This window comes from Pseudomonas sp. R1-1 (assembly GCF_051132135.1).
Classification (GTDB): domain Bacteria; phylum Pseudomonadota; class Gammaproteobacteria; order Pseudomonadales; family Pseudomonadaceae; genus Aquipseudomonas.
Genome location: NZ_CP071663.1, coordinates 4,581,453 through 4,608,102, shown reverse-complemented (window position 1 = coordinate 4,608,102; position 26,650 = coordinate 4,581,453). Strand labels below are relative to the sequence as shown.

Genomic DNA, 26,650 nt, shown 5'->3' with positions numbered 1-26,650 from the left:
CCAGTGACGCGGAGCGTCACGGGCTGCATTCCCACGCAGAGCGTGGGAACGATCATGGGGTGCATCAATCGATGCCGACAAAGCCTCCGGTCTGATGCGCCCACAGCCGCGCGTACAAGCCGCGATGGGCGAGCAATTCGGCGTGGGTGCCGCTTTCGGCGATCTTGCCGTTTTCCAGCACCACCAGCCGGTCCATGCGCGCGATGGTCGAGAGGCGGTGGGCGATGGCGATCACGGTTTTGCCTTGCATCAGAGTTTCCAGGCTTTCCTGAATCGCCGCTTCGACCTCCGAGTCGAGCGCCGAGGTGGCTTCGTCCATGATCAGGATCGGCGCGTCCTTGAGTAGGACCCGCGCGATGGCGATACGTTGCCGCTGGCCGCCGGACAGTTTCACCCCGCGCTCACCGACATGCGCGTCGAAGCCGGTACGGCCCTCAGCATCGGACAGCAGCGGAATGAACTCATCGGCACGGGCCTTGTGCACCGCTTCCCACAGCTCGGCGTCGGTCGCGTCGGGTTTGCCGTAGAGCAAATTGTCGCGGATCGAACGGTGCAGCAAGGAGGTGTCCTGCGTGATCATGCCGATACGCTCGCGCAGGCTTTCCTGGCCGACTTCGGCGATGTTCTGGCCATCGATCAGAATCCGCCCGCCCTCGACGTCGTACAGGCGCAGCAGCAGGTTGACCAGCGTCGATTTGCCAGCGCCGGACGGGCCGATCAAACCGATCTTTTCCCCCGGTTTGATGTTCAGGTTGAGGTCGCCGATGATCCCGCGCTTCTTGCCGTAGTGAAAATCCACGTGCTCGAAACGCACTTCGCCACGGGCCACTTGCAGCGGTTTGGCCTGCTCGTGATCGGTGACGCTGACCGGTTGCGAAATGGTGCGCAAACCGTCCTGGACCATGCCGATGTTTTCGAAGATCCCGGTGACCACCCACATGATCCAGCCGGACATGTTGACGATGCGGATCACCAGCCCGGTCGCCAGAGCAATCGCCCCGACCGTGATCAGCGACTGCGTCCACAGCCACAAGGCCAGCGCCGTAGTGCCGACGATCAGCAGGCCGTTCATGGTGGTGATCGTCACGTCCATGCTGGTCACCACACGGCCGGCCATTTGTGCTTTGACGGTCTGTTCTTCGATGGCCTCTTTGGCGTAGTGCTGTTCGAAATTGGTGTGAGCGAACAGTTTCAGCGTGGCGATATTGGTGTAGCCGTCGACGATGCGCCCCATCAGTTTCGAGCGCGCGTCGGAAGCTTCCACCGAGCGTTCTTTGACGCGGGGTACGAAGTAATACAGCGCGCCGATGTAGGCGACGATCCACGTCAGCAGCGGAATCATCAAGCGCCAGTCGGCCTCGGCGAACAGCACCAGCGAACTGATCGCATAGATCAACACGTGCCACAGCGCGTCGACCGCCTGCACGGCCGAATCGCGCAGCGAGTTGCCGGTCTGCATGATGCGTTGGGCGATGCGCCCGGCGAAGTCGTTCTGGAAGAAGTTCAGGCTCTGCTTGAGCACATAGCTGTGGTTCTGCCAGCGAATCATGCTGGTCATGCCGGGGCTCAGCGTCTGGTGCACCAGCAGGTCGTGCAGGGCGAAAAAGATTGGCCGCAGCACCAGGGCCACCACCAGCATCCACGTCAGTTCGAGGGCGTGGTCGCTGAAGAAATTCGGGTTGGGCGTGCCCTGCGCCAGATCGATGATGCGGCTCAGGTAACTGAACAGCGCCACTTCGATCAGCGAGGCAAACAGGCCGATGACCAGCAGGGCAGCGAAACTCGGCCAGACCTGCTTCAGATAATAGGTATAGAAGGGCCAGACGCGGTCCGGAGGAGACGCCGTCGGGGCGTCGCGGAAGATATCGATCAGTTGTTCGAAACGGCGATAGAGCATCAGATAATCGCCCGCAAGACGGGCTCTCCTTTTATCAGTGTGAGCGGCGCGGGATCAGGCCGTCGCCGCTCGAATGCCCCTGCAGCAATCAGTCGAGGCGCTTGGCCGACTTGATGATCACAGGGTCGACCGGCACGTTTTGCATGCCTTGTTTGGTAGTGGTTTGCGAGTTGACGATGATGTCGACCACGTCCATGCCCTTGACCACTTTGGCGAAGACCGCGTAACCGGCATCACGGCCCGGATCGAGGAACGCGTTGTCAGCCACGTTGATGAAGAACTGGCTGGTGGCCGAATCCGGGTTGGAGGTGCGGGCCATCGACAGGGTACCGCGAACGTTGTGCAGGCCGTTGCTGGCTTCGTTCTTGATCGGCGCCTTGGTTTCCTTCTGCTGCATCTGCTGGGTAAAGCCGCCGCCCTGGGCCATGAAGCCGGGAATCACGCGGTGGAAAATCGTGTTGGTGTAAAAGCCGCTGTCGACGTACTCGAGGAAGTTCTTGGTGCTGATCGGTGCCTTGACCGGGTCCAGCTCGATTTCGATCTGGCCGTTGGTAGTGTCGAGCAAAACATGAGGCGCCTTGACTGGGGTGGCAGCCATCAGGTTGGCGGCAAACAGCACGGTACCAGCGGCGAGGGCGAGTTTTTTCAGCATGGGTCAGTGATCCTGAGATTGAATATCGGCTGCGGCGAGAAACTCCAGCAGCGTGTGGTTGAAACGTTCGGGTTGATCGAGCGGGGTGGCGTGGCGCGAGTCGGCGATCACCACCAGCCGCGCATTCGGTAGCAGTTTTACATAGGTTTCTTTCAGCGCCACGGGCGTGTAGTCGCGGTCGGCGCTGACGATGAGGGTTGGACAGGTCACCCGGGAAAGTCGTTCCTGAACGCCCCAGCCCACAATCGCATCGAAGCTGGCGAGATAAGCACGTTTGTCGTTTGTTGCCCAGCGTTCGGCCATTTTTCGTCGCAGGTCGGCCTGTTCCGGCTTGGGAAACAGTTTGCTGCCGAGGGCTTTGCCGATGGTTTCCAGGCTGAGCAGGCGCATCAGGCTCCAGCGTTTGAACCACTGCCAGTAATCGTCGCGGCTGCGCAATTTGACCTGTGGCGCACTGTTGACGATGGTCAGGCTTTTCAGTGCCTGCGGCTGATCGACGCCGAGCTGGAAGCCGATCATCCCGCCCATCGACAGGCCGACGTAATGCACCGGGCCGAGGTTCAGATATTCGATCAGCGCGAGCAGATCGGCGCTGAAATCGGCGATGCTGTAGCGCTCACGCGGTTTGTCCGAGCGGCCGTGACCGCGAATGTCCGGGACGATCACCCGGTAATGCGCGGCCAGTGCCGGGATCTGCATCTCCCAGTCCAGCGTGCTCGAACCGAGCCCGTGAACCAGCAATAACGGCGCACCGTGGCCATGTTCTTCGTAGTGCAGGTTGCAACCATCGTGCTCGAAAAAGGCCATCAGTGAACTCCGTGTCAGGCTTGTTCGGGAGCGGCGAACGGGGCGTCCAGCGGCAAGGTATCGAAGGTGCGCAGCAGCTCGATGAGGATTTGCGTGGCCGGGCCCAGGGGTTTGTCCTTGTTCGAATACAGATAGAAGCTGGAATTGCGATTGCCGCCTCTGTCCAACGGTAGCAGCTTCAGCGAGCCATCCTTGAGTTCCCGCTCGATCATGTGCCGGGGCAACCAGGCGAAGCCCAGTCCGCTGCTGACAAACGTTGCGGCAGTGGCAAGGCTGCCGACCGTCCAGCGCTGTTCGGCGCCGAGCCAGCCGACGTCGCGCGGCTGCTGGCGACCGGAGTCGCGGATGACCACTTGCATCTGGGTCTCGAGATCCTGAAAGCTCAGCTCGCGATTGAGCCGGTGCAGCGGGTGATCAGGGTGGGCCACGGCGACGAACTCGACATCGCTCAACTCCGCCCCCAGATAACCGGGAATGCTCAGCCCGGTAATGGCCAGATCCGCCACGCCTTCGAGCAGGACTTCTTCGACCCCCGACAATACTTCCTCGCGCAGACGCACCCGGCAGCCGCGGCTCTGCGGCATGAACGCGGTCAATGCGCGCACGATGCGCGCGCTCGGGTACGCCGCATCGACCACCAGCCGCACTTCGGCTTCCCAGCCTTGCTCCATGTGGTGGGCAAGGTCTTCGAGCTGGCTGGCCTGTTTCACCAGTTGCCGCGAACGGCGCAGCAGCACGCCGCCGGCTTCGGTGAGCACCGCTTTACGGCCGTCGATGCGCAGCAGCGGCACGCCGAGCTGGTCCTGCATGCGCGCCACGGTGTAGCTCACCGACGATTGCGAACGGTGCAAGACCTCGGCGGCCTGGGCGAATCCGCCGTGGTCGACCACGGCCTGCAACGTTCGCCATTGATCCAGGGTCACGCGGGGCGCTTTCATCAATAGCTCCTCTTGTCCTAAGCTGGCCGTTCCCCATGGAGAGCGGCGAATGAAAAAATTCTGTTGTGTGGTGCTGGCGTTGCTGCCGTTGACGGCCTTTGCTTATCCGATCGACGTGCAGAAAGACCTCAACGGCATGAAGATCGACTACGAGACCTTCGACACCGATAACGATATCGGCTCGATCCGCGTGGCCAACTACGGTGACGTTGATGCAACGTGTCGTGCCGTATTCAGCAACGGCCCGGAAGCGCCGCGCACGCGCAGCATCGACGTGCCGGCCGGAAAACATAAGAACGCCACGGCCAAGTTCACCCGCGAGATCATCAAGCTGCGTATCAAACTGACCTGCATCCCGAAATAACGGTAACCCCTGTAGGAGTGAGCCTGCTCGCGATAGCGGTGTGTCAGTTACCGATGATGTCGGCTGATCGACCGCTATCGCGAGCAGGCTCACTCCTACAGGTATGGGTTAGCTTATAAACGAATTTATCGATCGGTTACAGCGGATAATTGCGCTTTTTAATCGATTCAGCCCTGTTTAACCTTCACTCCATCGACCTACAACATATTCGGATGGAGGCTACACAGCATGTCCCGCGTTCTGATCATCGAAAGCAGCGCCCGTCAGCAAGACTCGGTTTCCCGTCAACTGACCCAGACCTTCATCGCTCAGTGGAAAGCCGCGCACCCGAACGATCAGGTCAGCGTGCGTGACCTTGCCGTGAACCCGGTGCCGCACCTGGACGCCAACTTGTTGGGCGGCTGGATGAAGCCGGCCGAACAGCGCAACGAAATCGAACAAGCGTCGCTGGACCGCTCCAACGCCCTGACTGATGAGTTGCTGGCGGCCGATGTGCTGGTGATGGCGGCGCCGATGTACAACTTCGCCATTCCGAGCACGCTCAAGGCCTGGCTGGATCATGTCCTGCGCGCCGGGGTGACCTTCAAGTACACCGAAACCGGTCCGCAAGGTCTGCTCAATGACAAGCGAGCCTTTGTCCTCACGGCGCGTGGCGGGGTGTATGCCGGTGGCCCGGCGGATCATCAGGAACCGTATCTGCGTCAGGTCATGGGTTTCGTCGGCATCCACGACGTGACGTTCATTCACGCCGAGGGCATGAACCTTGGTGGCGACTTCCAGGAGAAGGGCCTCAATCAGGCCAACGCCAAACTGTCCCAGGTCGCTTGAGACGTTAATCGCCAGATAATCGCTGGATGGTCTAGTGACCTGGCGCAACCCCTTCAAGGCTTTACGCGCAACGAACCTCCCTTTGCACTTTTGCTCCTGAGTGCTGTAGCCCGATTGAACGCTTTAGCGAGATCGGGCTTTTTTTTGCCCACGATTTGACGGCCAACACAATTTCCCTTGCAGGAGTGAGCCTGCTCGCGATGACGGTGAGTCAGCCAATGCAGATGTGCCTGAACGACCGCTATCGCGAGCAGGCTCACTCCTACAGGGGATTTGTGTTGGATGCAGAATCGAAAACCGCTATCGTCGCCGCCATTCGATTTCCGAGGCGAGCATGGGCTATCTACTTTTTGTCACGCTGATCCAGGCGTTTTCCTTCAGTCTGATCGGCGAATACCTGGCGGGGCATGTCGACAGTTATTTTGCCGTGCTGGTGCGTGTGGTGCTGGCCGGCCTGGTGTTCATTCCGTTGACGCGCTGGCGTTCGGTGGAGCCTGGGTTCATGCGCGGCATGCTGCTGATCGGTGCGTTGCAGTTCGGTGTGACTTACGTCTGCCTGTACCTGAGCTTCCGTGTGCTGACCGTCCCGGAAGTCTTGCTGTTCACCATCCTGACGCCGCTGCATGTGACGTTGATCGAAGACGCGCTGAACCGTCGCTTTAATCCTTGGGCGTTGATTGCTGCACTGGTGGCGGTGGGCGGGGCGGCGGTGATTCGCTTCGACAGCATCAGTCCGGACTTCTTCATGGGTTTCCTGCTGCTGCAGCTGGCCAACTTCACTTACGCGGCGGGGCAGGTGCTGTACAAGCATCTGGTGGCGAAACACCCGAGCGATCTGCCGCATTACCGGCGCTTCGGTTATTTCTACCTCGGCGCACTGGCCGTGGTATTGCCGGCGTTCCTGTTGTTCGGTAAAGCCAACTTCCTGCCGGAAGCGCCGCTGCAGTGGGGCGTGTTGTTGTTTCTGGGGCTGGTGTCGACGGCGTTGGGTCTGTACTGGTGGAACAAGGGCGCGTGCATGGTCAACGGCGGCACGCTGGCGGTGATGAACAATCTGCATGTGCCGGTAGGGTTGTTGTTGAACCTGCTGATCTGGAATCAGCATGAGGAGCTGGGGCGGTTGTTCCTGGGCGGGAGTGTGATTCTCGCCGCGGTTTGGATTAGCCGGTTGGGTATCCGAAAATCCCGGGCAACCGCATAACCCGGATTCACACCTAACCCTGTGGGAGCCAGCCTGCTGGCGATAGCGCAGTGTCAGTCAGTATCGATGTGACTGACACACCTCAATCGCCAGCAGGCTGGCTCCCACATTGGTTTTGTAAATCACATCAAATGTTTTTCAGGTTCGGGAATGCTGGAAGCGCCCAACACCGCCGGCAACAACCCCGAACGCAAATCCCCGCCACTCGGCTGCTGATACAGGCTCAAGCCAAACTCCGGCAGCACCGCCAGCAAATAATCGAAAATATCCCCCTGAATCCGCTCGTAATCGGCCCAGACCGTGGTGCGGGTGAAGCAGTAGATTTCCAGCGGAATGCCCTGCGCCGTGGTCTGCATCTGCCGCACCATGCAGGTCATGTTCGGCTGAATCTCCGGATGGCTCTTCAGGTACGCCAGCGCATAGGCGCGGAAGGTGCCGATGTTGGTCATGCGCCGGCGGTTGGCCGACATGGCCGCGACGTTGCCCTGCGCCTCGTTCCAGGCTTTGAGCTCGGCTTTCTTACGGCTCATGTAGTCGGTCAGCAGGTGCACTTGCGAAAGCTTTTCTTCTTCATCGTCACGGATGAAGCGCACGCCGCTGGCGTCGATGAACAGGCTGCGTTTGATCCGCCGCCCGCCGGACTGCTGCATGCCGCGCCAGTTCTTGAACGACTCGGACATCAGCCGCCAGGTCGGGATCGAGACGATGGTTTTATCGAAGTTCTGCACTTTCACGGTGTGCAGGGTGATGTCGACCACATCGCCGTCGGCGCCGACCTGCGGCATTTCGATCCAGTCGCCGACGCGCAGCATGTCGTTGCTGGTCAGTTGCACGCTGGCGACGAACGACAGCAGCGTGTCCTTGTAGACCAACAGAATCACCGCCGACATCGCACCCAGACCGGAGAGCAGCAACAGCGGCGAGCGGTCGATCAGGGTGGCGACGATGATGATCGCGCCGAACACGTACAAGACCATTTTCGCCAGTTGCACGTAGCCCTTGATCGAGCGGGTGCGCGCGTGTTCGGTACGCGCATAGATGTCGAGCAGGGCATTGAGCAGGGCGCTGACCGCCAGCAGCAGGAACAGAATAGTGAACGCCAGCGCCACGTTGCCAAGGAAATTCATCGCGTTTTTGCTCAGCTCGGGCACCAGATGCAGGCCGAACTGAATGACCAGCGACGGCGTCATCTGCGCCAGGCGCTGAAACACCTTGTTGTGACGAAAGTCGTTGATCCAGTGCAGCGCCGGCTGGCGCCCGAGCATGCGGCTGGCGTGCAGGATCAGATAGCGCGCCACTCGTCCGAGGACGAGGGCGATGACCAGCAGCACCATCAGCGCCAGTCCCGATTGCAGCAGCGGGTGCTGTTCGAGGGTGCCCCAGAGGTCCTGAGCTTTGAGCCAGAGCTGTTTGATATCCATAAGCGAAACGTTTCTTCTATAAGACGCGAGGGGGAATTAGAGCATTTAAGACGCTGCGTATTACGATTGGAGACAAATCAGGCAACAAAAAAACCACTGATTGCGCCCGTTTGCATAAAGAAACTCGGCCTGAGCGCTCGAAACCGGTAACCTATGCAGCTGTTTTTTTGCATATCTTCGAGGTAGCACCCGTGTTTTCCCAATTCGCCCTGCACGAACGCCTGCTTAAAGCTGTGGCCGAGCTGAAATTTGTCGAGCCAACGCCTGTGCAAGCCGCGGCCATTCCGCTGGCGCTCCAAGGGCGTGATCTGCGGGTGACGGCGCAAACCGGTAGCGGCAAAACCGCTGCTTTCGTTCTGCCCATCCTCAATCGCCTGATCGGCCCGGCGAAGATTCGCGTCAGCATCAAGACACTGATCCTGCTGCCGACCCGCGAACTGGCCCAGCAGACCTTGAAGGAAGTTGAACGCTTCTCGCAGTTCACCTTCATCAAGTCCGGCCTGATCACCGGCGGTGAAGACTTCAAGGTCCAGGCCGCAATGCTGCGCAAAGTCCCGGACATCCTCATCGGCACCCCGGGCCGGATGATCGAGCAACTCAACGCCGGCAACCTCGACCTCAAGGAAGTCGAAGTGCTGGTGCTCGACGAAGCCGACCGCATGCTCGACATGGGTTTTGCCGAAGACGTACAGCGTCTGGTCGATGAATGCCCGAACCGTCAGCAGACCATGCTGTTCTCCGCCACCACCGGCGGTTCCGGCCTGCGCGAGATGATTGCCAAGGTGCTGAACAACCCCGAGCACTTGCAGCTCAACGCGGTCAGCCAACTGAACTCGACCACCCGTCAGCAAATCATCACCGCCGACCACAATCAGCACAAAGAGCAGATTGTGAACTGGCTGCTGGCCAACGAGACCTATCAGAAAGCGATTATTTTCACCAACACCCGCGCCATGGCCGACCGCATCTACGGCCGCCTGGTGGCCCAGGAATACAAGGCGTTCGTGCTGCACGGCGAGAAAGACCAGAAGGATCGCAAGCTGGCGATCGATCGCCTGAAGCAGGGCGGCGTGAAGATTCTGGTCGCGACCGATGTTGCGGCCCGTGGCCTGGACGTTGATGGTCTGGATCTGGTGATCAACTTCGACATGCCACGCAGCGGCGACGAGTACGTACACCGTATCGGTCGTACCGGCCGTGCCGGTAACGACGGTCTGGCGATCTCGCTGATCTGCCACGGCGACTGGAACCTGATGTCGAGCATCGAGCGCTATCTGAAACAGAGCTTCGAGCGCCGCACCGTCAAGGAAGTCAAAGGCACCTACGGCGGGCCGAAGAAGGTCAAGGCCTCGGGCAAGGCTGTTGGCGTGAAGAAGAAAAAGACCGACGCCAAGGGCGACAAGAAGAAAACCGCGGCCAAGACGCCGACCAAGCGCAAGAGCGCCAACCGGCCAAAACCGGACTCACTGGTGAGCAGCGACGGCATGGCCCCGCTCAAGCGCCGCAAGCCGGCAGAGCCTGCGGCTGAGTAAGCGTTTATTACGCGCACAAAAAAACCGGACGATGTCCGGTTTTTTTATGCCTTCAGCTATCGGCTTTTTTCTCTGCCGAGCTCAGCTCTTTCAGACGCTGATCGATCAACTGGCACTTGTCCGGCAGATCGGCACTGGCCGTGCCCAGATCCATCTTCTGCAACTCGGCGTTGATCTCCTTGGCCTTGGCCGGGTTCTGCTCGGTGAGCTTGGAGACTTCCTTCGCCAGTTGTTCACGTTTGATCGTCGCTTCTTCCGGCGTGCAGGCCCACACGGGCAGGGCGCAGGCGAGAGTAGCGGCAAGGGTGAGCTTGATCAGGATTTTCATCGGGGCAGGCCTCAGTTCCGGTTAAGGCGGGTTACGCGGTTGAGGGCATGAGGCAGGGAAAAGTTCATTTGTCTCAGCTGCCATGGCAGCAACCGGAGGTGGTGGACCCTTCGTAACGATCATGATGCCGCACCCAGTCCATGATCTCGTCTTCATTGCGACCCTTGGGCGTGAGATCAAAATAGTGGTAGGCGCCGACCAGCATGTCCAGACCGCGGGCATAGGTTGAATAGGTATGGAAAATTTCGCCCTTGTCGTTGCGATAAAACACGCTTAACCCGGGCATTTCTTCCTCGGCGCTGTCGGTTTTTTCGTAGTTGTAGGTAGCCGTTCCTGCTGCGACGTCGGCCGTGCGTGCGCAGACGCCGAAGTCGTAGTTGAAATCGCAACCTTCTGACGAGACCCAGTCGAATTTCCAGCCCATGCGTTTTTTGAAGTCCTGGAATTCGCTGAACGGCGCATGAGACACGGCAACCACGGCGACATCGTGATGGGCCAGATGCTGGTTGGCGCCGTCAATGTGGTCGCTGAGGAACGAGCAACCCTGACAACCTTGCTGCCAGTCCTTGGCGAACATGAAGTGGTAGACGATCAACTGGCTGTGCTTGCCGAACAGGTCGGCAAGCTTCAGTTCGCCGTTCGGGCCTTGAAAGTGGTAGGCCTTGTCGACCTTCACCCAGGGCAGGGCGCGACGCTCGGCGCTGAGACGGTCGCGCTCGCGGGTGAAGGCTTTTTCGTGGGTCAGGTGCTGCTGGCGCGCGGCGAGCCATTCTTCGCGCGATACCACCGGATGGTTTTCAACGTTCATGACGATGTCTCCTGCGGGGTTGAACTGGCTGTTTCAGACTAGTCGTTCAACCGCCGGGCAAATCGACAGACCGCCGGTCGGTCGGTGCCGAAAACGCGGCTGAACGGCTGTGCGCCGCTCCGGTCACAACCTAGGAACGCACCATTACCGATGCGCACCGGAGGTTGAATCAGGATGACCACATACAACTGGGATTTGATTGAACGCTTGCTGCATGAAGTGCAGAACAGCGCCGGGCACAGTTTCACGCCGCGCCCGTATGCCGAGGAACACGCGGCCAATATGGCGGCGTCGGGTGAGCCGGTGGAAAATCTCGATCATTTGAAAACGCAGGCGTGCGAATACGAGAAATTGCTGCTGGAACGCGGTTTCATCGAGCCACGGCCAGAGGACGAGGGCGGCAACGGCGAAAACTTCGTCCTGACCCCGCGCGGTGCGAGCCTGCTCAGCCTGATCGATAGCAGCATTCCGGGCAATGACCACCCGCGTCAGGTGCTGGATGAGCAGGAGGATGCGCTGGATGAGCTGACGTTTGATCAAGTGGCGTCCAAGGCCCAGATTGCCTGAAGCCAACACCTGACCTGTAGGTGTGAGCCTGCTCGCGATAGCGGTCTATCAGTCACATCACTGATGACTGAACCACCGCTATCGCGAGCAGGCTCACTCCTACAGGGGATCTCGGTTTTCTCAGGGTTTCTTTGCGCCCTTCAGGCACTTCAGGTCATTGAAATCCTTGCGCACGCCTTCGATCTTCTTCAACAAGCGCTCGCGCTGCTGCGGCGTGCTGTCGGCCATCAGGTCCACTGCCAGCGCGCGCCCCTGCGCTTCGGTGTTGGCGTAGGCCTTGCGATAATCCGCCGTCCATAAACGCTCTCGGTTGACCAGCAGCGTCTCGATGCGTTGGGGAAATTCAGGACTTTGGCGCTGTGCCACGGCGGCGCTGAATTGCTGCTGCCAGTGAGCGCGATTGGCGATCCACTGGGTGTTCTGATCACCCAAGGCTGCGGACCACTGCGCCACGCGTTGTTTCTGTTTGTCGCTGAGTGGGCCGAGCCAGTCGCCGAGGCGTTTTTCCATGCGCTCGCCGCGTTCCTTGATCTGTTGCGCCACCGGCGGCTCGACGTATTCCTTCTGGCGCTTGCGCAAATCCTTGGCGAAGGCGTCGTTCATTTCGGCGACCTGTTTGTCATCCAGACCCTGCAGCAGCTCAATGGCCGATGGCGTGATTTCCCGAGCGGTCTGGGCGATCGCCTGTTTGGCTTCGGCGGTACGTTCCTGCAGGGCGGCGTCGGTGACCTGGTTGCTTTCAACCATGCTTTGCAGGCGATCGAGCCAATCCAGATAACCGGGCAGTTGCGTGGTGCAGTGCCAGCTCAGATGTTCCCTGAGCCGTTCGTTGAACCAGTCTTTCTGCTCGCCGTTCATGTCCAGGTAATCGCCGAGCGTCCACGGGATGATCACGTCGAGATTGCGGTAGGCCAGGCCGACACGGCTACAGGCGCTGAGGGCGAGGGTGAAGATCAATAAGGCAGCGATGTGTCTGAACCAGCGAGACATGGGCAGATCCTTGCGAGAGCCTGGCGTCGGAAATCTGATTCTTATGTGATGCAGGATGCGCGCGGCAGTTCAGCCGATCAATAGAACGCGCGTGCGGCTTTCAGGGTGACGAGGCCATCGCACTGGCTGTTGTGCCCGGAATAGGCCGAGCAATCGTCGCCGCTGAGGCTGGAATTGCTGTAGATCAGGTCGAGGTCGACGCCCATGAACGGCCGCGACAACTTCACTGACCAATCGGTAAAACTGCTGACGTAGCCGCCGTCTACTGCCACCGGCGTGTTCAATTGATGCGTGGTGTATTTCATGCTGACGCCAATGCCGAACGGCTGATTGCCGCCGAGGTCGGCAAACAGCGTGTTGTTCTGTTTATCCGGGTCGTTGCTGAGGGCTACGCCGAAACGGCTGCCGAGCAGGGTCAGGCCGCCAAACAGTTCCTGACTGTCGAGGGTATCCACGCTGGGATAGCTGTAGTGGATCATGCCGACTTCGTAGCCGAGGACCTGATCGAAAGGCTGTTTGAAGCCAACGTAGGAATCGATTTCCAGATCCTTGCCCGGCGTCAGGCCCATGCTCGGTGCGTACTGGCCGACATACAGGCCGCTGTCGTGGCTCAGGTCGAGGCCGCCGTGGAACGAGCCGACCGCCGCCGGTTTGACCAGACCCTGAGCCATGCTGCGGCTCGGGGTGGTGCCGAGCTTGAGGTCGAAGTCGCCCAGTTCACGCTGAAACACCTGCGCAGGCGCGGACGCGCTGGCGCAAAGGCTGACGAGCAATAAACAGGAAGATGGGCGCATGCGTCACTCCATGAACCGCGAGGGCAGGGCTGTGCCTACTGAAACGCTTGATCTAGACGCGTGCAAGGATACCGGCGAATGCTCGGCATTGAAGGCCGTTCGTCGATTTTCAGGGATTTTTGTTTAATGCGGAGGGGATTGCGCGGTGCCAGTCCAGACGCTTCGAAGCTCAAAGCGCCTCTGGACGGGGTAAAACCGGGTATTACTTCTTGCCCAGGCTGATCTGCTTGGACGGGCCGAATGTCTGGCCACTGACGCCTTTGGCAATTTGCTGAATCTCACCGCCGGACTTGAGGAACGCGGCGATCTGATCATTGATCGATTCGCTGGTTTCAACGGCTGGAGCTGGCTTTGCTTTGCTGGTGGATGCTTTTACACGCATGGCGGCCATTAACCTGTAGAAAGTAACTCGGCCAGGCATCGTACAGGAATAACTTGACAATTGCTTGGTAAATATCCTTCGGAATAACCGACCGCAGCGCTGCATTATTATCGCTTCGATCTCTGAGATAGTCGTCTAACCTGCTGTTTTAAATAAGAAGATTTATCTGACGCAAGCGTTGAATATTCACTCGAACGTGGCCTCGTTGGCCTGACGAATGGCATGTGGTCCGCCTGCCAGCGAGGCAAATCAAGGCCTTGCGCAGATTAAACGTGGCGCGCCGATCTGTCGCCCGACGCTCACGCCAAAAACGGGTAGAATGCCGCCCACGCAATGAGGGTTCTGGAAAATGGCTTTAGTCGGGCGTTACAACAGTTTGCAAGTGGTTAAACACACTAACTTCGGTTTATATCTGGATGGCGGTGCCGACGGCGAAATCCTTCTGCCCAACCGTTATATCCCCAAGGATATTCCCAGCGAAGATGAAGATTGGCTCAATGTTTTTGTTTATCTGGACAGCGAAGACAAACTGCTCGCGACCACAGAAAAACCGAAAGTCCAGGTCGGCGAGTTTGCCAGCCTGAAAGTCGTTGAGGTCAACAGCATCGGTGTGTTCCTCGACTGGGGTCTGCCCAAGGATCTGTTGCTGCCGTACTCCGAAGAAAAACGCCAGATGACCGCCGGCGAATACTGCGTGGTGCACGTCTACCTCGACAAGCACACCCGCCGCATCACCGCCACAGCGCGTCTGGATCGCTACCTCGACAAGACCCCGGCCAACTACAGCCCGGGCCAGGAAGTCGATTTGCTGGTGGCCGAAGCCACCGACATGGGCTTCAAGGCGATCATCAACAACAAGCACTGGGGCCTGATCCACAAGAACGAAATCTTCAAGTTCATGCGCGCCGGCATGCTCGAGAAAGGCTACATCAAGGAAGTGCGTGCCGACGGCAAGATTGCCCTGAGCCTGCAACCGGTCGGTCAGGAAGCGGCCAGCAGCCTGAGCTCGAAGATTCTCGCCAAATTGCGCGACAACAGCGGCACGCTGGCGGTCAGCGACAAGAGCGACCCGGCGCTGATCAGCAGCCTGTTCGGCGTGAGCAAGGGCAACTTCAAGAAGGCCATTGGTTCGCTGTACAAGGAAGGCAAGATTGTCATCCATGCCGATCGCATTGAACTAACCTGAGCCCTGAATGGCCCATGCTCCATGGGCACACAGGGAAACGGTTCGATGAAAAAAACGCTGATCGCTTACGTCGCCACGCTGCTGACGTTTCTTTTGCTCGACGGCGTCTGGCTCGGCCTGTTGATGGCGCCGACCTATCGCGAACTGCTCGGGCCGCTGATGCTCGATAAACCGCTGCTGGTCCCCGCAGCGGTTTTTTATTGCCTGTATGTTTTTGGCTGCGTGGTGTTTGTGGTGTTGCCGGCCCTCACTTGGCGACGCGCGGCGAAGATGGGCGCGTTGCTCGGGCTGATCGCGTATGGCACGTACGACCTGACCAACTGGGCGACGTTGCGCGGCTGGTCGGTGCAGGTGAGTCTGATGGACTGGGCGTGGGGGACGTTTGCCACGGCGGTGGCCTGTGCGGTGGGGTTTTTATTGGCGAATCGATTTGGTCGTTCAAATCGGTAATTGATGTTGTGACGGCTGCCGCTATCGCCAGCAGGCTGGCTCCCACCCTGATTGTGGTTGTTCCCCCATACTGCGTTCGCCATAAATCCCCTGTGGGAGCCAGCCTGCTGGCGATGGATGGCGCCGCCATCCGCCATTCAAAGTTGACGCCACTGAAGAACAAAATGTCTTTTCCAGACGCCTTTTTCCGCGCGCCTGATCAATAATCCCCGATTCTGTTTCTGACCATTGGATGGCCTGCCCATGTTGTGTGTGTTCGAGGTGTTGCGGTGAGTGTCGAGCGGCGCAATGCCGACAGCTTTGCCCTGCAAGTGATGATCGGCCTGTGCCTGATCTGGGGTGTGCAGCAGGTGCTGATCAAGTGGGCGGCGGCGGATATCGCCCCGGTGATGCAAGCGGCGGCGCGTTCGGGGATTTCGGCGTTGCTGGTCGGTTTGCTGATCTGCTGGAAGGGCGGTTGGGGTCAGGTTGGTAATACCTGGCGCGGCGGCTTGCTGGCCGGTGCGTTGTTCGGCCTGGAGTTCCTGTTTATTGCCGAAGGCCTGCAACTGACCACAGCGGCGCACATGTCGGTGTTCCTTTACACCGCGCCGATTTTTACCGCGCTGGGCGTGCATTTTCTGCTGGCCAGTGAGCGCCTGCGGCCGCTGCAATGGCTGGGAATTCTTCTCGCTTTTATCGGCATCGCGATCGCCTTCGCCGGCGGTGTGTCGTGGGACAACCTCGATCGGCGTATGCTGCTTGGCGATGCGTTTGGCGTGCTGGCCGGGGCCTGCTGGGGCGCGACCACGGTGGTGGTGCGCGCTTCGCGGCTGTCGGAAGCGCCGGTGACGTTGACGCTCTTTTATCAGTTGATCGTCGGCTTCCTTGGCCTGTTGCTGATTGCGCTGTTCAGCGGCCAGATCACTCATGTCAACCTGACCACCGTGGCGGTCGCCAGTGTGCTTTTCCAGGGACTGGTCGTGTCGTTCTTCAGTTACCTGGTCTGGTTCTGGCTGCTGCGTCGCTATCTGGCGGCGAATCTGGCGGTGTTTTCGTTCATGACACCGTTGTTCGGCGTGACGTTTGGCGTGCTGCTGCTTGGCGAACAACTGACGCTGAATTTCATCCTCGGCGCGGTGCTGGTGCTGCTCGGCATCACCTTCGTCAGCGCCGAGCAGTGGCTGCGTCGACGTTTGCGCAGCGCGCTGGGCCAGCGCTAGACGCTTGCATCGCCAAGCCGCCAGCGATCAGCAAGCCGCAAGCGGCGATCACCAGCGCCGGTTGCAGACCACCGCTGAAGTGGCTGCTCAGCGCCGCCAGCAATGGCCCGCTGAGCTGGCCGACGGCAAAGCAGGCAGTCAGCAAACCGGCATTGCGCTGGGTGGCGTGGGGCGCCAGTTCCCGCGAGCGCTGCATCACCAGTTGCATGCACGCCAGAAACGGCGTGCCGCACAGGATCACACCCAGGCCGAGACCGACGCCGCTGCCCAGCAAGCAAGCGAATACACCGCCCGCTTGCAGCCACAGCGTTGCCATCAGCCAGTGCCGCGTGGTTTGCGGATCGTGACGGCGCAGGCTGACCAGCAACACCCCCAGCGCCGCTGCCAGTCCGAAGCACGGCCAGAACAGATCGGCCTGCCATTGCCCGTCAAATTGCGCATTGGCCATTTGCGAGAGGAAGGTCGCGGGAATGATGTAGCCGATCCCGTACAACGCATAAATCAGCGCCAGACGACCGATGCCGCGATTCGCCGGGCTCGACGCAGGCGCAGCCACTGCAACCGTGGCGACTGGCGTCGGCAGCAGACGCCAGACGCTCAACATCATCACCAGCGCGGCCGCCGCGTAAATCAGCCATAGCGTCGCCGACGTCTGCTGCAATCCATGCGAGACCAGCGCCAGCAAGCCTGTGAGAAAAATCCCCAGACCCGGTCCGGCAAATACCAGTGCGCCCAGCCGTGGTCGGCCCGCCGCCGCGGCCAACGGCTGACTCAACGTGGTGATCATCACCAGCACCCAGGCGCTCGCCACGCCGGTGCCGAAGCGCAACAGCAAGTGCGACCAGAAGCCATCCGCCCAGAACGACGCCAGCGTCAGCAACACGCACAGCCACAAGCCACCGTGCAGGCGTCGCTGCACTTGCTGCGGGCGGTGCGCGAACATCGCATCCACCGCGCCGAGCAGGTAACCGAGGTAGTTGGCCGCGGCGATCAGACCGGCGCCCGTCAGGTCGATCTGGCCTTCACTGAGCAGGTGGGGCATTTGCGGGGTCAGGGCGAAACGGCCAATACCCATGGCCATCATCAGGGCAACGAAGCAGGCGGATAAGCGAATCAGAGGCGACATGGTCGGGCTTCCGTCGAGAGAGCAATGACCGTCAGGCTAGGACTGATTGACTTTCTTTAAAATTGAATAATAGTGAGCAACTTGTTCTGTTCTGGAGAAGGGTGGTGGAGTTCAGTCAACTGCGAATCTTTCAGGCCGTCGCCGAGGAAGGTTCGATCACCCGCGCCGCCGAGCGCTTGCATCGCGTGCCGTCGAATCTGTCGACCCGGCTCAAGCAGCTCGAAGAGCAATTGGGCGTCGAATTGTTCGTGCGTGAGCGTCAGCGTTTGCAGTTGTCGCCTGCGGGAAAAGTCCTGCTGGATTACACCGGCAAGCTGTTCGCCCTGCGCGATCAGGCCAGTGCAGCAGTGATGGGCGGGCAACCGGCCGGGGATTTTGTGCTCGGCACGATGTACAGCACGGCGGCGATTCATCTGCCCGAATTGCTGGCGCGTTATCACCAGCAATACCCGGCGGTGAATCTGCAAGTGCAGGCAGCGCCGAGCGGCGAGCTGCTGGAAGGTTTGCTCACCGGGCGCCTCGACGCGGCACTGGTCGACGGCCCGCTGGAGCTGGCCGGGCTCGACGGCGTGCCGTTGTGCGACGAGCGTCTGGTGTTGATTACCGAACCTGAACACCCGCCGGTGCGAACCGCCCTGGATGTGGCGGGGCGTGCGGTGTTCACCTTTCGCCAGGGTTGCTCGTACCGCATGCGCCTGGAAGCCTGGTTCGCCCATTACCACGCGGCGATGGGGCGGGCCATGGAGATCGAGTCGTATCAGGGCATGCTCGCCTGTGTGATTGCCGGCAGCGGCGTCGCGCTGATGGCCGAGTCGATGCTGGCCAGTCTGCCGGGGCGCGAGCGTGTTGCCGTGCATCCTCTGGCCGAGCCGTTCGTGGGTGCGACAACGTGGCTCATGTGGCGTAAAGGCATGGTCGGAGCCAATCTGAATGCCTGGATCGACGTGCAGCAAGCGGTCTATCCCGCGCCTGTGGCGCAAGCCCGCGAAACAGCCTGAACCAATGCCGGCAGATTCTGATCAATTCAGTAACAGATCATTGCGGATTTGGCCGAGCATTGCGTAGGACTTCGGACTATTATCAGTGCGAAGCGGCCTCAGAATTCCGGCCGCTCAGCACCACCCTGAAGGGGGCACGACGATGAAAGAGAAAATTCAAAACTGGCTGCACGATTTGGGTGTTGCGCTCGGCTTGATCGAACCGCCAATGCAACCTGTGCCGATTCGCACCGATGACGAGCAGCGCCGCCGCCAGCCACGTCGGCGCTAACGCCCCGGTTTTCCAGATCCAGAGAAATCGCAGTCTTCGGCCGTCCCTGCACATCAACGTGCGGGTGCGGCCGGAGGCTGCGATTTCTTGCTTTTTGCAGGCGTAAAAAAACGGGTGTGGCAACCGACGCCACGCCCGTCGAAGAAAGCATCAAGTCGTTACATCAAGTTCAAATTGCAGGCGCCACAGCCGCCGGGCGTGGCGAAAACAGGCTGACCAGCACGAAGCTCACCAGGCTGACACCGAGGCTGTAATAGATCGGCGTGTTCGCGTCCATGCCGTCCTTGACCATGAACACCAGCGCGGTGATGAAGCCCAGCGTCATGGCGCTGATCGCCCCGGCGGTGGTCGCGCGTTTCCAGAAAATCGCCCCCATCAGCGGAATCAGCATGCCGCCCACCAGCAGGTTGTAAGCCAGGGTCAGTGCGCTGATCACGTCATTGACCACCAGCGCGATGCCCAGCACCGCCACGCCGGTCAGCAGGGTGAACAGACGGCTGACGGCAACGTTCGACTGCTTGCCGCCGCGCAGTTTCGGCAGCAGGTCTTCGGTCAACGTGGTGGACGCGGCGAGCAGGCCGGCGCTGGCGGTGGACATCATCGCCGCCAATGCAGCAGCGATCACCAGGCCACGGATGCCGTCCGGCAGCGAGACTTTGACGATGGCGGCGAAGGCGTTGTTGACGTTGTCCAGATCCGGAATCAGCACATGCGCGGCCATGCCGATCAGCGCGCAAACCAGACCGTAGATGATGCAGTAGATCCCGGCCGAGGTGCCGGCATACTTGGCGACCTTCTCGCTTTTGGCAGTGAACACGCGCTGCCAGATGTCCTGGCCGATGAGGATGCCGAAGAAGTAGATCATGAAGTAGGTGATGATCGTGTCCCAGCCGATGCTGGTGAAGTTGAAGCTGGCCGCCGGCAATTGCGCGACCAGTTGATCCCAGCCCCCGACGCGGTACAGGCAGATCGGCAACAGCAGGAACATCAGGCCGACGGTCTGGATGCCGAACTGGACGATGTCGGTCAGGGTCAGCGACCACATGCCACCGATGGTCGAGTAGATCACCACGATACCGCCGCCCAGCAGCACCGAAATCCAGAAGGGCAGGCCGAACAGCACTTGCAGCACGGTGCCGATCGCCAGGATCGAGGTCACGCCGATCATCAGCGCGTAAGCGAGCATGATGGTTGCGCTGGCGGTGCGGGCCATCGGGTTGTAGCGCTTTTCCAGGACCTGGGTGACGGTGAACACCTTGAGCTTGAGCAGCGGTTTGGCGAGGAACAGGTTCAGCGCGACGATTCCGCAACCCAGTGCCGCGCACAGCCAGAACCCGGAAATGCCATGCACGTAACCCAGCCGCACGGTGCCGACGGTGGACGCGCCACCCAGAACGGTCGCGGCCATGGTGCCCATGTACAGCGACGGCCCCAGGTTACGCCCGGCGACCAGGTAATCCTCGTGGGTCTTGGCCTTGCGCATGCCGTAGTAGCCGAGTATCAGCATCGCGGCGGCGTAGATAAGTACGACGAATAAATCCAAAGCCATGATGGCGAGTCTCCGATTGTCTTTTTTATGGTGAGGCTGAAATCAGTTCCCTTGTAGGAGTGAGCCTGCTCGCGATAGCGGTCTGTCAGTCACATCTTTGTGGGATGTGCCGCAGTCATCGCGAGCAGGCTCGCTCCCACAGGGGATCGGTGTCAGGCGGCCTGACGCAGTTGAGGTTTTACGGCGGCTTCACGGCGCACATCGGTCGGCCCGAACACATCCCGCGGTTCCGGGAACAGCTTGAGCAATGTCAGGTACACCAGCGACGCCAGGCCCAGGGTCACCGGCAGGCTGATGTCGATGCCGCCAGCCAGTTCACCGAGCGGGCCGACGAACTGCCCCGGCAGGTTGACGAAGCACAGGCCGACCGCCGCGCTCGGGATCCACGCACCCAGACCGCGCCAGTTCCAGCCGTGGCTGAACCAGTAGCGCCCGCCCTGTTCGCCACGGGTGAACACTTGCAGATCGTCCGGGCAGTAGAAGCCGCGACGCACCACCAGGCCGATGATCATGATCACCATCCATGGCGTGGTGCAGGTAATGATCAGCACGGCGAAGGTCGACACGCTTTGCACCAGGTTGGCGGCAAAACGACCGATGAAGATGAAGGCAATCGACAGCACGCCGATCAGCAACGTCGCCTTGACCCGCGACAGTACGCGCGGGAACACGCTGGACATGTCCAGCCCGGTGCCATACAGCGAGGTGGTGCCGGTGGACATGCCGCCGATCACCGCAATCAGGCACACCGGCAGGAAGAACCAGCTCGGCGACACCGCCAGCAAGCCGCCGACATAGTTGTTCGCAGCGATGTAGTCCGGGGCTTTGATCGCCACGATGGTCGCGGTGGCAAGGCCGAACAGGAACGGAATCAGCGTCGCCAGTTGCGCCGCGATCACCGCCAGCATTATCTGGCCCTTCGGCGTTGTCCGTGGGATGTAGCGCGACCAGTCGCCGAGGAACGCACCGAAGGAAATCGGGTTGCTCATCGCCACCAGCGCCGCGCCAATGAACGCCGCCCAGAAACCGGCCTGACCGAGCGCGACGCTGCCGGCGTACTGGCTGTCGAACGCCGGCGCAAAGGCAAAGATCCCGAGCAGGAATAACAGGCTCGCAGCCCACACCGCGATGCGGTTGACCCACAACATGAAGCGGAACCCGTAGATGCACACGGTCAGCACCAGCAACGCGAAGAGACCATAGGCGAGGCCTAAAGTCAGGTCGGTTTCCGGCAACTCGACGAGGCGTTTGGCACCGCCGACCAGCGCGTCGCCCGAACTCCACACCGACAGCGAGAAGAACGCGATTGCGGTCAGCAATGACAGGAAGGAACCGACGATCCGCCCGTGCACGCCGAAATGCGCACCGGAAGACACGGCGTTGTTGGTGCCGTTGAGCGGGCCGAACAGGCCCATCGGCGCGAGAATCAGCGCACCCACCACTACACCCAGGACAATCGCCCAGACGCCGGCCTGAAACGACAGGCCGAACAGCACCGGAAAACTGCCCAGCACCGCCGTGGCAAAGGTATTGGCGCCGCCGAAGATCAAGCGAAACAGGTCGCTGGGTCGGGCGTCGCGCTCATGGTCCGGGATCTGTTCGACCCCGTTGGTTTCAATGCTGCTAAGGCTTTTTTCGTTGTTGTTGTTATTCATGATCTGCTCCGATCATCAGGCGCGCTCATCGTGCGTGAGCGTCACCATTGGCTAAGGGGATGGCAGCCCTTCCGGCATTGCGGACAAATGTTCGTGACAGGCCAGCCATAGGCCTTGTTGTTCTAGGCTCGACGCTTGTTTGCGGAAAACAATCGTCTCGCGCTCCTGGCTGAAGTGTTGCTCCCCTTGCATGCGCAGCTCGGTGGCCACGTCATGAATGAAAATCGCCACGTCACCCTGCAGGCTGACGAAGGCGTTGCTCGAGGTGCACGACCGCACCTCGAAGCCATCCTCGTGACGCCAGCGGTCCCACAACGCCTGGTAGGCATCGCGTGACAGCAGTGGCTGTTCGAGGGTGTAAAAAACGAAACTCGCATCGGCGCTGAACGCGCCGAAGTAGGCGTCGCGGTCGTTGCGGGCGAACGCGGCGACCAACTCGGCGGCCGCGTGCAGCACCTGATCACGTTCGTTCATGACCCGACCCTCAGCGATGGACTACGCCAGGCAGTACGCAGAGCATTTCGTACAGCAGGTTGGCGGCCAGCAGCGAGGTGTTGCCGGTGGTGTCATAAGCGGGCGAGACTTCTACCAGATCGCAACCGATCAGGTCGAGGCCCTGGCAACCGCGGATGATCTCGATTGCCTGAATGGTGGTCAGACCGCCGATTTCCGGGGTGCCGGTGCCAGGCGCCCAGGCCGGGTCGATGCCGTCGATGTCGAAGCTCAGGTACACCGGGCCGCCGCCGACTTTCTCGCGCACTTCGGCCATCAACGGTGCCAGCGACTTGTGCCAGCACTCTTCGGCCTGGACCACACGGAAACCCTGATCGCGGCTCCAGTTGAAGTCATCCGCGGTGTAACCCTGCGCGCGCAAACCGATCTGCACCACACGGTCGCAGTCGAGCAGACCTTCCTCGACGGCGCGACGGAAAGTCGTGCCGTGGGCGATCTTCTCGCCGAACATGTGATCGTTCACATCGGCGTGCGCATCGATATGCACCAGCCCGACCTTGCCATGCTTCTTATGAATCGCACGCAGGATCGGCAGGGTGATGGTGTGGTCGCCGCCCAGGGTCATCGGGATGACGTTGTGCTCGAGGATGTTGTCGTAGGCTTCTTCGATGATGCGCACGGCATCGAGCAGGTTGAAGGTGTTGATCGCTACGTCACCGATATCGGCAACCGACAGCGAGTCGAACGGCGCGGCGCCGGTGGCCATGTTGTACGGGCGGATCATCACCGATTCGGTGCGGATGTCGCGCGGCCCGAAGCGAGTGCCGGGCCGCAGCGAAGTGCCGATGTCCAGGGGCACGCCAACGAAGGCAGCGTCCAGACCGGCAGCGGTCGGTACATGGGGAAGTCGGAGCATGGTGGCGATGCCGCCGAAGCGCGGCATTTCGTTGCCGCCCAGTGGTTGGTGAAGAATCTTGTCCACGGGTAGGGCCTCATCGTCTTTGTTTTATTTATGTCGGCGCGCTGTGAATACGGGTTCGGACGCCGCTGTGGGGGCGATGATGCGAAATGCAGTGGCGGGGAAGAATCGCTACGGGCAAAAACTTAGTTCAGATTTTTCTAAACTAATGCCAGACTTCCACCCGCGCTCGTTCCCACGCTCTGCGTGGGAATGCATCCACGGACGCTCCGCGTCCAGCCTTACTCGCAGGTGACGCAGAGCGTCACGGGCTGCATTCCACGCAGAGCGTGGGAACGATCCTTGGGAGCAGAAATGGCCAACGCTTTACCCGACCTGAAACTCTTGCGCATCTTCGTCAGCGTCGTGCGCCATCAGGGTTTTGCCAATGCGCAGCAGGAACTCAACCTGTCGACCTCGGCGATCAGCACCTACATGAGCCAGCTTGAAGCGGCGCTCGGCCTGGTGCTGTGCCATCGCGGGCGCGGCGGGTTCAGCCTGACCAGCAAGGGCGAGCTGTTCCATCAGGAAACCCTGCGCCTGCTCGGCGAGCTCGAGGGTTTCGAGCAATACGCCGCCGCGCTCAAAGGCGAATTGCGCGGCACCCTCAATCTCGGGGTGATCGACTCCACCGTCAGCGACAAGGCCTTGCCCTTTGCCGAAGCCATCGGCGCCTACAGTCAGGAGCACCCGGCGGTGCATTTGCATTTGTCGGTGATGAGTCCGTATGAACTGCAACTCGGCGTGCAGGACAACCGCCTCGACCTGGCCATCGGTGCGTTTTCCACGCGCATGAGCGGGCTGGTCTACATGCCGCTGTACCGCGAGCAACATTGGTTGTATTGCAGCAATCGCCACCCGTTGTTCAACGAGCGGCGCATTCCCGAACAGGTCATCACCCAGCAGCGTATGGTCGGGCGTGGTTACTGGAGCCAGGCCGAACTGGCCCGGCATGGTTTCAAACACAGCGCCGCCACCGTGGAAAGTATGGAGGCGCAGCTGATTCTGGTGCTCTCCGGCGCCTACATCGGTTACCTGCCGGAGCACTACGCTCAGGCTTGGGCTGACAAGGGCGACTTGCGCGTTTTGCTGCCGGCCACTTTCGGCTATCAGGCGCCGTTTTCGATGATCATGCGCCGTGGCCGCAGTCGCGAGCCGCTGATCCAGACCTTTCGCGATTTGCTCAAAGCCCAGTTGAATCAGGCGTAACCCATCATGTCCCGAGCACAATGCCCGCGCTGCCTGCGCCCCCAAACCCACTGCCTGTGCCCGCTGATCCCGCGCCTCGACAGCCGCACCCGGGTGCTGCTGTTGCAGCATCCGAGCGAGGTCAACCATGCGTTGAATACCGCGCGGCTGGCCGCGTTGGGCCTGAGCAATGCCGAGTTGATCGTTGGTGAAGTGTTCGACGATTTGCCGACATTGTTGAACCGCCCGGGCTATCAGGCGCGGCTGTTGTTTCCGGCTGACGATGCGCAGCCGCTGCAGGCTTATGCGCCGACTGACGAACCGTTGTTGCTAGTCGTGCCGGACGGTACCTGGCGCAAGGCGCGCAAGATGTTGCACCTCAACCCGTTGCTGGCAGCGTTGCCACGGGTGACTTTGGCTGAAGGCGGCGTGTCGCGTTATCGCTTGCGCAAGGCGCCGGGGCCGGGGGCGTTGTCGACTATCGAGGCCATTGTGCAGGCGCTTCAAACGCTTGAAGCGCCGGTGTCATTCGAGCCGTTGCTCAAGCCGTTTGAGGCGTTGATCGAAGGGCAGATTGCGGCGATGGGGGAGGAGACCTTTCAGCGTAATCACAACCGCTGATCGTTCCCACGCTCTGCGTGGGAACGCATCCAGTGACGCTCTGCGTCACCGTTGCAAAGGGACGCGGGAGCGTCCCGGGCGGCATTCCCACGCGGAGCGTGGGAACGATCAGGTCAGCGCTCGCGCATCGCCTCGGTCCGCGCCTTCAGCACCGGTTTGAGCAGGTAGTCCAGCACGCTTTTTTCGCCGGTGATGATGTCCACCGTCGCCACCATCCCCGGAATGATCAGCAGCGGTTTGACGTCCCCGCCCAGATGATTTTTATCGGTGCGCACCTGGATCAAGTAGAAGCTGTTGCCCTTGTCGTCGGTGATCGTGTCGGCGCCGATCAGCTCGAGTCTGGCGCTCAGCCCGCCGTAAATCGTGTAGTCGTAGGCACTGAACTTGACCATGGCTTTCTGGCCCGGATGCAGGAACGCCACATCCTGCGGTCGCACTTTGGCCTCGATCAGCAGGTTGTCTTCCAGCGGCACGATTTCGACCATGTCGCTGCCCGGCTGCACCACGCCGCCAATGGTGTTGACCTTCATCTGCTTGATCACCCCGCGCACCGGCGAAGTCACCGTGGTGCGGGTGACGCGGTCATCGATGGCGATGCTGGTGGCGGTGATTTTCGACAGGTCGGTGCGTTTCTCGTTGAGCTCTTTGGCGGCTTCGGAGCGGAAGGTCTGCTCCGATTCGTCGATCTTGCTGCGGATCTCGGCAATCGCCGATTCGGCGCGGGGAATTGCCAGCGTGGTGGCGTTCAGCGAACCACGGATTTCCACCGCGCTGCGCCTGAGGCGAAGGATTTCCACCGGTGACACGGCGCCGGTTTTCACCAGCGGTTCGGACATGTTCATCTCTTGCTGCAGCAAGGCCAGGCTGGAGCTGAACTGGCCTTGCTTGGAACGAAACTCCGCCAGCTCCTGGGTTTTCTGCCGCAGCTGTTCACTCAAGGTGCGCTGCTCACTGGCGAGGCGGCGCTGGCGCTGTTCGTACAGCGAGCGCTCGTCCTCGGCGACTTGCGGCGCCTTGGCAATCACCTCGGCGGAGAGCTTGAACGGCCGGCCCTCGGCCTCGGCGGACAGGCGTTCGACTTGCGCAGTCAACGCATAGCGGTCGGCCTCGCTTTCGCCCTTGTTCGAGCGAAAACGTGTGTCATCCAGGCGCAGCAGGGTATCGCCCTTACTGACCATCTGGCCTTCGCGAACGAAAATCTCGGTGACGATGCCGCCTTCGAGGTTCTGGATTACCTGGACCTTGCTCGAAGGAATCGCCTTGCCTTCGCCCATGGTGACTTCTTCGAGCACGGCAAACTTCGCCCAGACCACCGCGCTGATCAGCAGCGCCGCCGCCAGCCACACGGTGATTCGCGATTTGCGCGGCGAATCCTGCAACGAAGCGCCGGCGGTTTCCGGCATGAATTCGGCCTCGGCGCTCTTGCCGAAACTGTCGAAGTAGCCGCGATCCTGGCTATCGGTGGAAGCAGACATGGGCAACTC

Annotated in this window: 28 protein-coding genes; 12 read left to right on the top strand and 16 right to left on the bottom strand. The window is 60.6% G+C overall.

What is annotated here, in order from left to right; genetic code table 11:
- Positions 1-64: 64 nt before the first annotated feature.
- The 4 genes from J3P75_RS20620 to J3P75_RS20605 all read right to left on the bottom strand — a co-directional run bounded on the left by J3P75_RS20620 (position 65) and on the right by J3P75_RS20605 (position 4,294).
- Complete coding sequence (locus J3P75_RS20620) at positions 65-1,897, bottom strand: ABC transporter ATP-binding protein (RefSeq protein ID WP_434707984.1); 1,833 nt, start codon at positions 1,895-1,897, stop codon at positions 65-67.
- Positions 1,898-1,985: 88 nt separating this feature from the next.
- Positions 1,986-2,549: a peptidylprolyl isomerase gene (locus tag J3P75_RS20615; RefSeq protein WP_434707983.1), complete on the bottom strand. Its 564-nt coding sequence runs from the start codon at positions 2,547-2,549 to the stop codon at positions 1,986-1,988.
- Positions 2,550-2,552: 3 nt separating this feature from the next.
- Positions 2,553-3,356: an alpha/beta fold hydrolase gene (locus J3P75_RS20610; RefSeq protein WP_434707982.1), complete on the bottom strand. Its 804-nt coding sequence runs from the start codon at positions 3,354-3,356 to the stop codon at positions 2,553-2,555.
- A 14-nt stretch (positions 3,357-3,370) separates the two neighbouring features.
- Positions 3,371-4,294, bottom strand: a complete 924-nt coding sequence (locus J3P75_RS20605) for a LysR family transcriptional regulator (RefSeq protein ID WP_090282261.1) — start codon at positions 4,292-4,294, stop codon at positions 3,371-3,373.
- Positions 4,295-4,343: 49 nt separating this feature from the next.
- Between J3P75_RS20605 and J3P75_RS20600 the strand changes: the two genes are divergently transcribed.
- The 3 genes from J3P75_RS20600 (at position 4,344) to J3P75_RS20590 (ending at position 6,687) form a co-directional block, all read left to right on the top strand.
- The gene (locus J3P75_RS20600; RefSeq protein ID WP_394505981.1) at positions 4,344-4,658 is read left to right on the top strand and encodes a 3-phosphoglycerate kinase; all 315 of its coding nucleotides are present in this window, start codon (positions 4,344-4,346) and stop codon (positions 4,656-4,658) included.
- 228 nt (positions 4,659-4,886) lie between these two features.
- Positions 4,887-5,486: an FMN-dependent NADH-azoreductase gene (locus J3P75_RS20595; protein WP_434707981.1), complete on the top strand. Its 600-nt coding sequence runs from the start codon at positions 4,887-4,889 to the stop codon at positions 5,484-5,486.
- 334 nt (positions 5,487-5,820) lie between these two features.
- Positions 5,821-6,687, top strand: a complete 867-nt coding sequence (locus J3P75_RS20590) for a carboxylate/amino acid/amine transporter (RefSeq protein WP_434707980.1) — start codon at positions 5,821-5,823, stop codon at positions 6,685-6,687.
- Between the two features lie 122 nt (positions 6,688-6,809).
- On the opposite strand, the gene J3P75_RS20585 is transcribed toward J3P75_RS20590, so the two are convergent.
- A complete protein-coding gene (locus J3P75_RS20585; protein ID WP_203421145.1) occupies positions 6,810-8,108 on the bottom strand; it encodes a mechanosensitive ion channel family protein in 1,299 nt (432 codons plus the stop codon).
- A 191-nt stretch (positions 8,109-8,299) separates the two neighbouring features.
- Between J3P75_RS20585 and J3P75_RS20580 the strand changes: the two genes are divergently transcribed.
- On the top strand, positions 8,300-9,640 hold the full coding sequence (locus tag J3P75_RS20580) for a DEAD/DEAH box helicase (protein WP_434707979.1): 1,341 nt from the start codon (positions 8,300-8,302) through the stop codon (positions 9,638-9,640).
- 52 nt (positions 9,641-9,692) lie between these two features.
- On the opposite strand, the gene J3P75_RS20575 is transcribed toward J3P75_RS20580, so the two are convergent.
- Both J3P75_RS20575 and J3P75_RS20570 read right to left on the bottom strand, forming a co-directional pair.
- Complete coding sequence (locus J3P75_RS20575) at positions 9,693-9,968, bottom strand: hypothetical protein (RefSeq protein WP_434707978.1); 276 nt, start codon at positions 9,966-9,968, stop codon at positions 9,693-9,695.
- 73 nt (positions 9,969-10,041) lie between these two features.
- The gene (locus tag J3P75_RS20570) at positions 10,042-10,776 is read right to left on the bottom strand and encodes a DUF899 domain-containing protein (protein ID WP_434707977.1); all 735 of its coding nucleotides are present in this window, start codon (positions 10,774-10,776) and stop codon (positions 10,042-10,044) included.
- Positions 10,777-10,950: 174 nt separating this feature from the next.
- On the opposite strand from J3P75_RS20570, the gene J3P75_RS20565 reads away from it, so the two are divergent.
- A complete protein-coding gene (locus J3P75_RS20565) occupies positions 10,951-11,343 on the top strand; it encodes a transcriptional regulator (protein ID WP_434707976.1) in 393 nt (130 codons plus the stop codon).
- A 120-nt stretch (positions 11,344-11,463) separates the two neighbouring features.
- Here the strand turns inward: J3P75_RS20565 and J3P75_RS20560 are convergent, their stop codons facing one another.
- The 3 genes from J3P75_RS20560 to J3P75_RS20550 all read right to left on the bottom strand — a co-directional run bounded on the left by J3P75_RS20560 (position 11,464) and on the right by J3P75_RS20550 (position 13,518).
- On the bottom strand, positions 11,464-12,333 hold the full coding sequence (locus J3P75_RS20560; RefSeq protein WP_434707975.1) for a DUF6279 family lipoprotein: 870 nt from the start codon (positions 12,331-12,333) through the stop codon (positions 11,464-11,466).
- Between the two features lie 77 nt (positions 12,334-12,410).
- A complete protein-coding gene (locus J3P75_RS20555; RefSeq protein WP_208938304.1) occupies positions 12,411-13,127 on the bottom strand; it encodes a TorF family putative porin in 717 nt (238 codons plus the stop codon).
- 202 nt (positions 13,128-13,329) lie between these two features.
- On the bottom strand, positions 13,330-13,518 hold the full coding sequence (locus J3P75_RS20550) for a hypothetical protein (protein ID WP_016985943.1): 189 nt from the start codon (positions 13,516-13,518) through the stop codon (positions 13,330-13,332).
- Between the two features lie 340 nt (positions 13,519-13,858).
- On the opposite strand from J3P75_RS20550, the gene J3P75_RS20545 reads away from it, so the two are divergent.
- From J3P75_RS20545 to J3P75_RS20535, 3 genes are all read left to right on the top strand, one after another.
- Positions 13,859-14,695 carry a CvfB family protein gene (locus J3P75_RS20545; RefSeq protein WP_090282275.1) on the top strand — a complete coding sequence of 279 codons (837 nt, stop codon included), beginning with the start codon at positions 13,859-13,861 and terminating at the stop codon, positions 14,693-14,695.
- A gap of 45 nt (positions 14,696-14,740) precedes the next feature.
- On the top strand, positions 14,741-15,145 hold the full coding sequence (locus tag J3P75_RS20540; protein ID WP_434707974.1) for a DUF2177 family protein: 405 nt from the start codon (positions 14,741-14,743) through the stop codon (positions 15,143-15,145).
- A 269-nt stretch (positions 15,146-15,414) separates the two neighbouring features.
- Positions 15,415-16,347 (top strand): DMT family transporter, encoded by a 933-nt coding sequence (locus J3P75_RS20535; RefSeq protein WP_434707973.1) that lies wholly within the window; start codon positions 15,415-15,417, stop codon positions 16,345-16,347.
- On the opposite strand, the gene J3P75_RS20530 is transcribed toward J3P75_RS20535, so the two are convergent.
- The gene (locus J3P75_RS20530; protein WP_434707972.1) at positions 16,292-17,473 is read right to left on the bottom strand and encodes an MFS transporter; all 1,182 of its coding nucleotides are present in this window, start codon (positions 17,471-17,473) and stop codon (positions 16,292-16,294) included. The two genes, J3P75_RS20535 and J3P75_RS20530, sit on opposite strands and share 56 nt — an antisense overlap.
- A 104-nt stretch (positions 17,474-17,577) precedes the next feature.
- Between J3P75_RS20530 and ptrR the strand changes: the two genes are divergently transcribed.
- Both ptrR and J3P75_RS20520 read left to right on the top strand, forming a co-directional pair.
- Entirely contained in the window at positions 17,578-18,471 is an 894-nt protein-coding gene (ptrR, locus tag J3P75_RS20525) for a putrescine utilization regulator PtrR (protein ID WP_093106894.1), read from the top strand.
- Positions 18,472-18,613: 142 nt separating this feature from the next.
- Positions 18,614-18,742: a PA1414 family protein gene (locus J3P75_RS20520; RefSeq protein ID WP_003198971.1), complete on the top strand. Its 129-nt coding sequence runs from the start codon at positions 18,614-18,616 to the stop codon at positions 18,740-18,742.
- 169 nt (positions 18,743-18,911) lie between these two features.
- Here J3P75_RS20520 and J3P75_RS20515 read toward each other — a convergent pair whose 3' ends face one another.
- The 4 genes from J3P75_RS20515 to speB all read right to left on the bottom strand — a co-directional run bounded on the left by J3P75_RS20515 (position 18,912) and on the right by speB (position 23,381).
- A complete protein-coding gene (locus J3P75_RS20515; protein WP_434591177.1) occupies positions 18,912-20,291 on the bottom strand; it encodes a sodium:solute symporter in 1,380 nt (459 codons plus the stop codon).
- Between the two features lie 152 nt (positions 20,292-20,443).
- Positions 20,444-21,946 (bottom strand): purine-cytosine permease family protein, encoded by a 1,503-nt coding sequence (locus J3P75_RS20510; protein WP_434707971.1) that lies wholly within the window; start codon positions 21,944-21,946, stop codon positions 20,444-20,446.
- Positions 21,947-21,997: 51 nt separating this feature from the next.
- Positions 21,998-22,420 carry a YybH family protein gene (locus J3P75_RS20505; protein WP_434707970.1) on the bottom strand — a complete coding sequence of 141 codons (423 nt, stop codon included), beginning with the start codon at positions 22,418-22,420 and terminating at the stop codon, positions 21,998-22,000.
- A gap of 10 nt (positions 22,421-22,430) precedes the next feature.
- Positions 22,431-23,381 carry an agmatinase gene (gene speB / locus J3P75_RS20500; protein WP_039761035.1) on the bottom strand — a complete coding sequence of 317 codons (951 nt, stop codon included), beginning with the start codon at positions 23,379-23,381 and terminating at the stop codon, positions 22,431-22,433.
- A 291-nt stretch (positions 23,382-23,672) separates the two neighbouring features.
- Between speB and J3P75_RS20495 the strand changes: the two genes are divergently transcribed.
- Both J3P75_RS20495 and J3P75_RS20490 read left to right on the top strand, forming a co-directional pair.
- Positions 23,673-24,566: a LysR family transcriptional regulator gene (locus J3P75_RS20495; RefSeq protein WP_203421161.1), complete on the top strand. Its 894-nt coding sequence runs from the start codon at positions 23,673-23,675 to the stop codon at positions 24,564-24,566.
- 6 nt (positions 24,567-24,572) lie between these two features.
- Positions 24,573-25,166, top strand: coding sequence for a tRNA-uridine aminocarboxypropyltransferase (locus J3P75_RS20490; protein ID WP_434707969.1), 594 nt, complete (start codon positions 24,573-24,575; stop codon positions 25,164-25,166).
- Positions 25,167-25,279: 113 nt separating this feature from the next.
- Here the strand turns inward: J3P75_RS20490 and J3P75_RS20485 are convergent, their stop codons facing one another.
- Complete coding sequence (locus J3P75_RS20485) at positions 25,280-26,641, bottom strand: HlyD family type I secretion periplasmic adaptor subunit (protein WP_434707968.1); 1,362 nt, start codon at positions 26,639-26,641, stop codon at positions 25,280-25,282.
- Between the last annotated feature and the right edge of the window lie 9 nt (positions 26,642-26,650).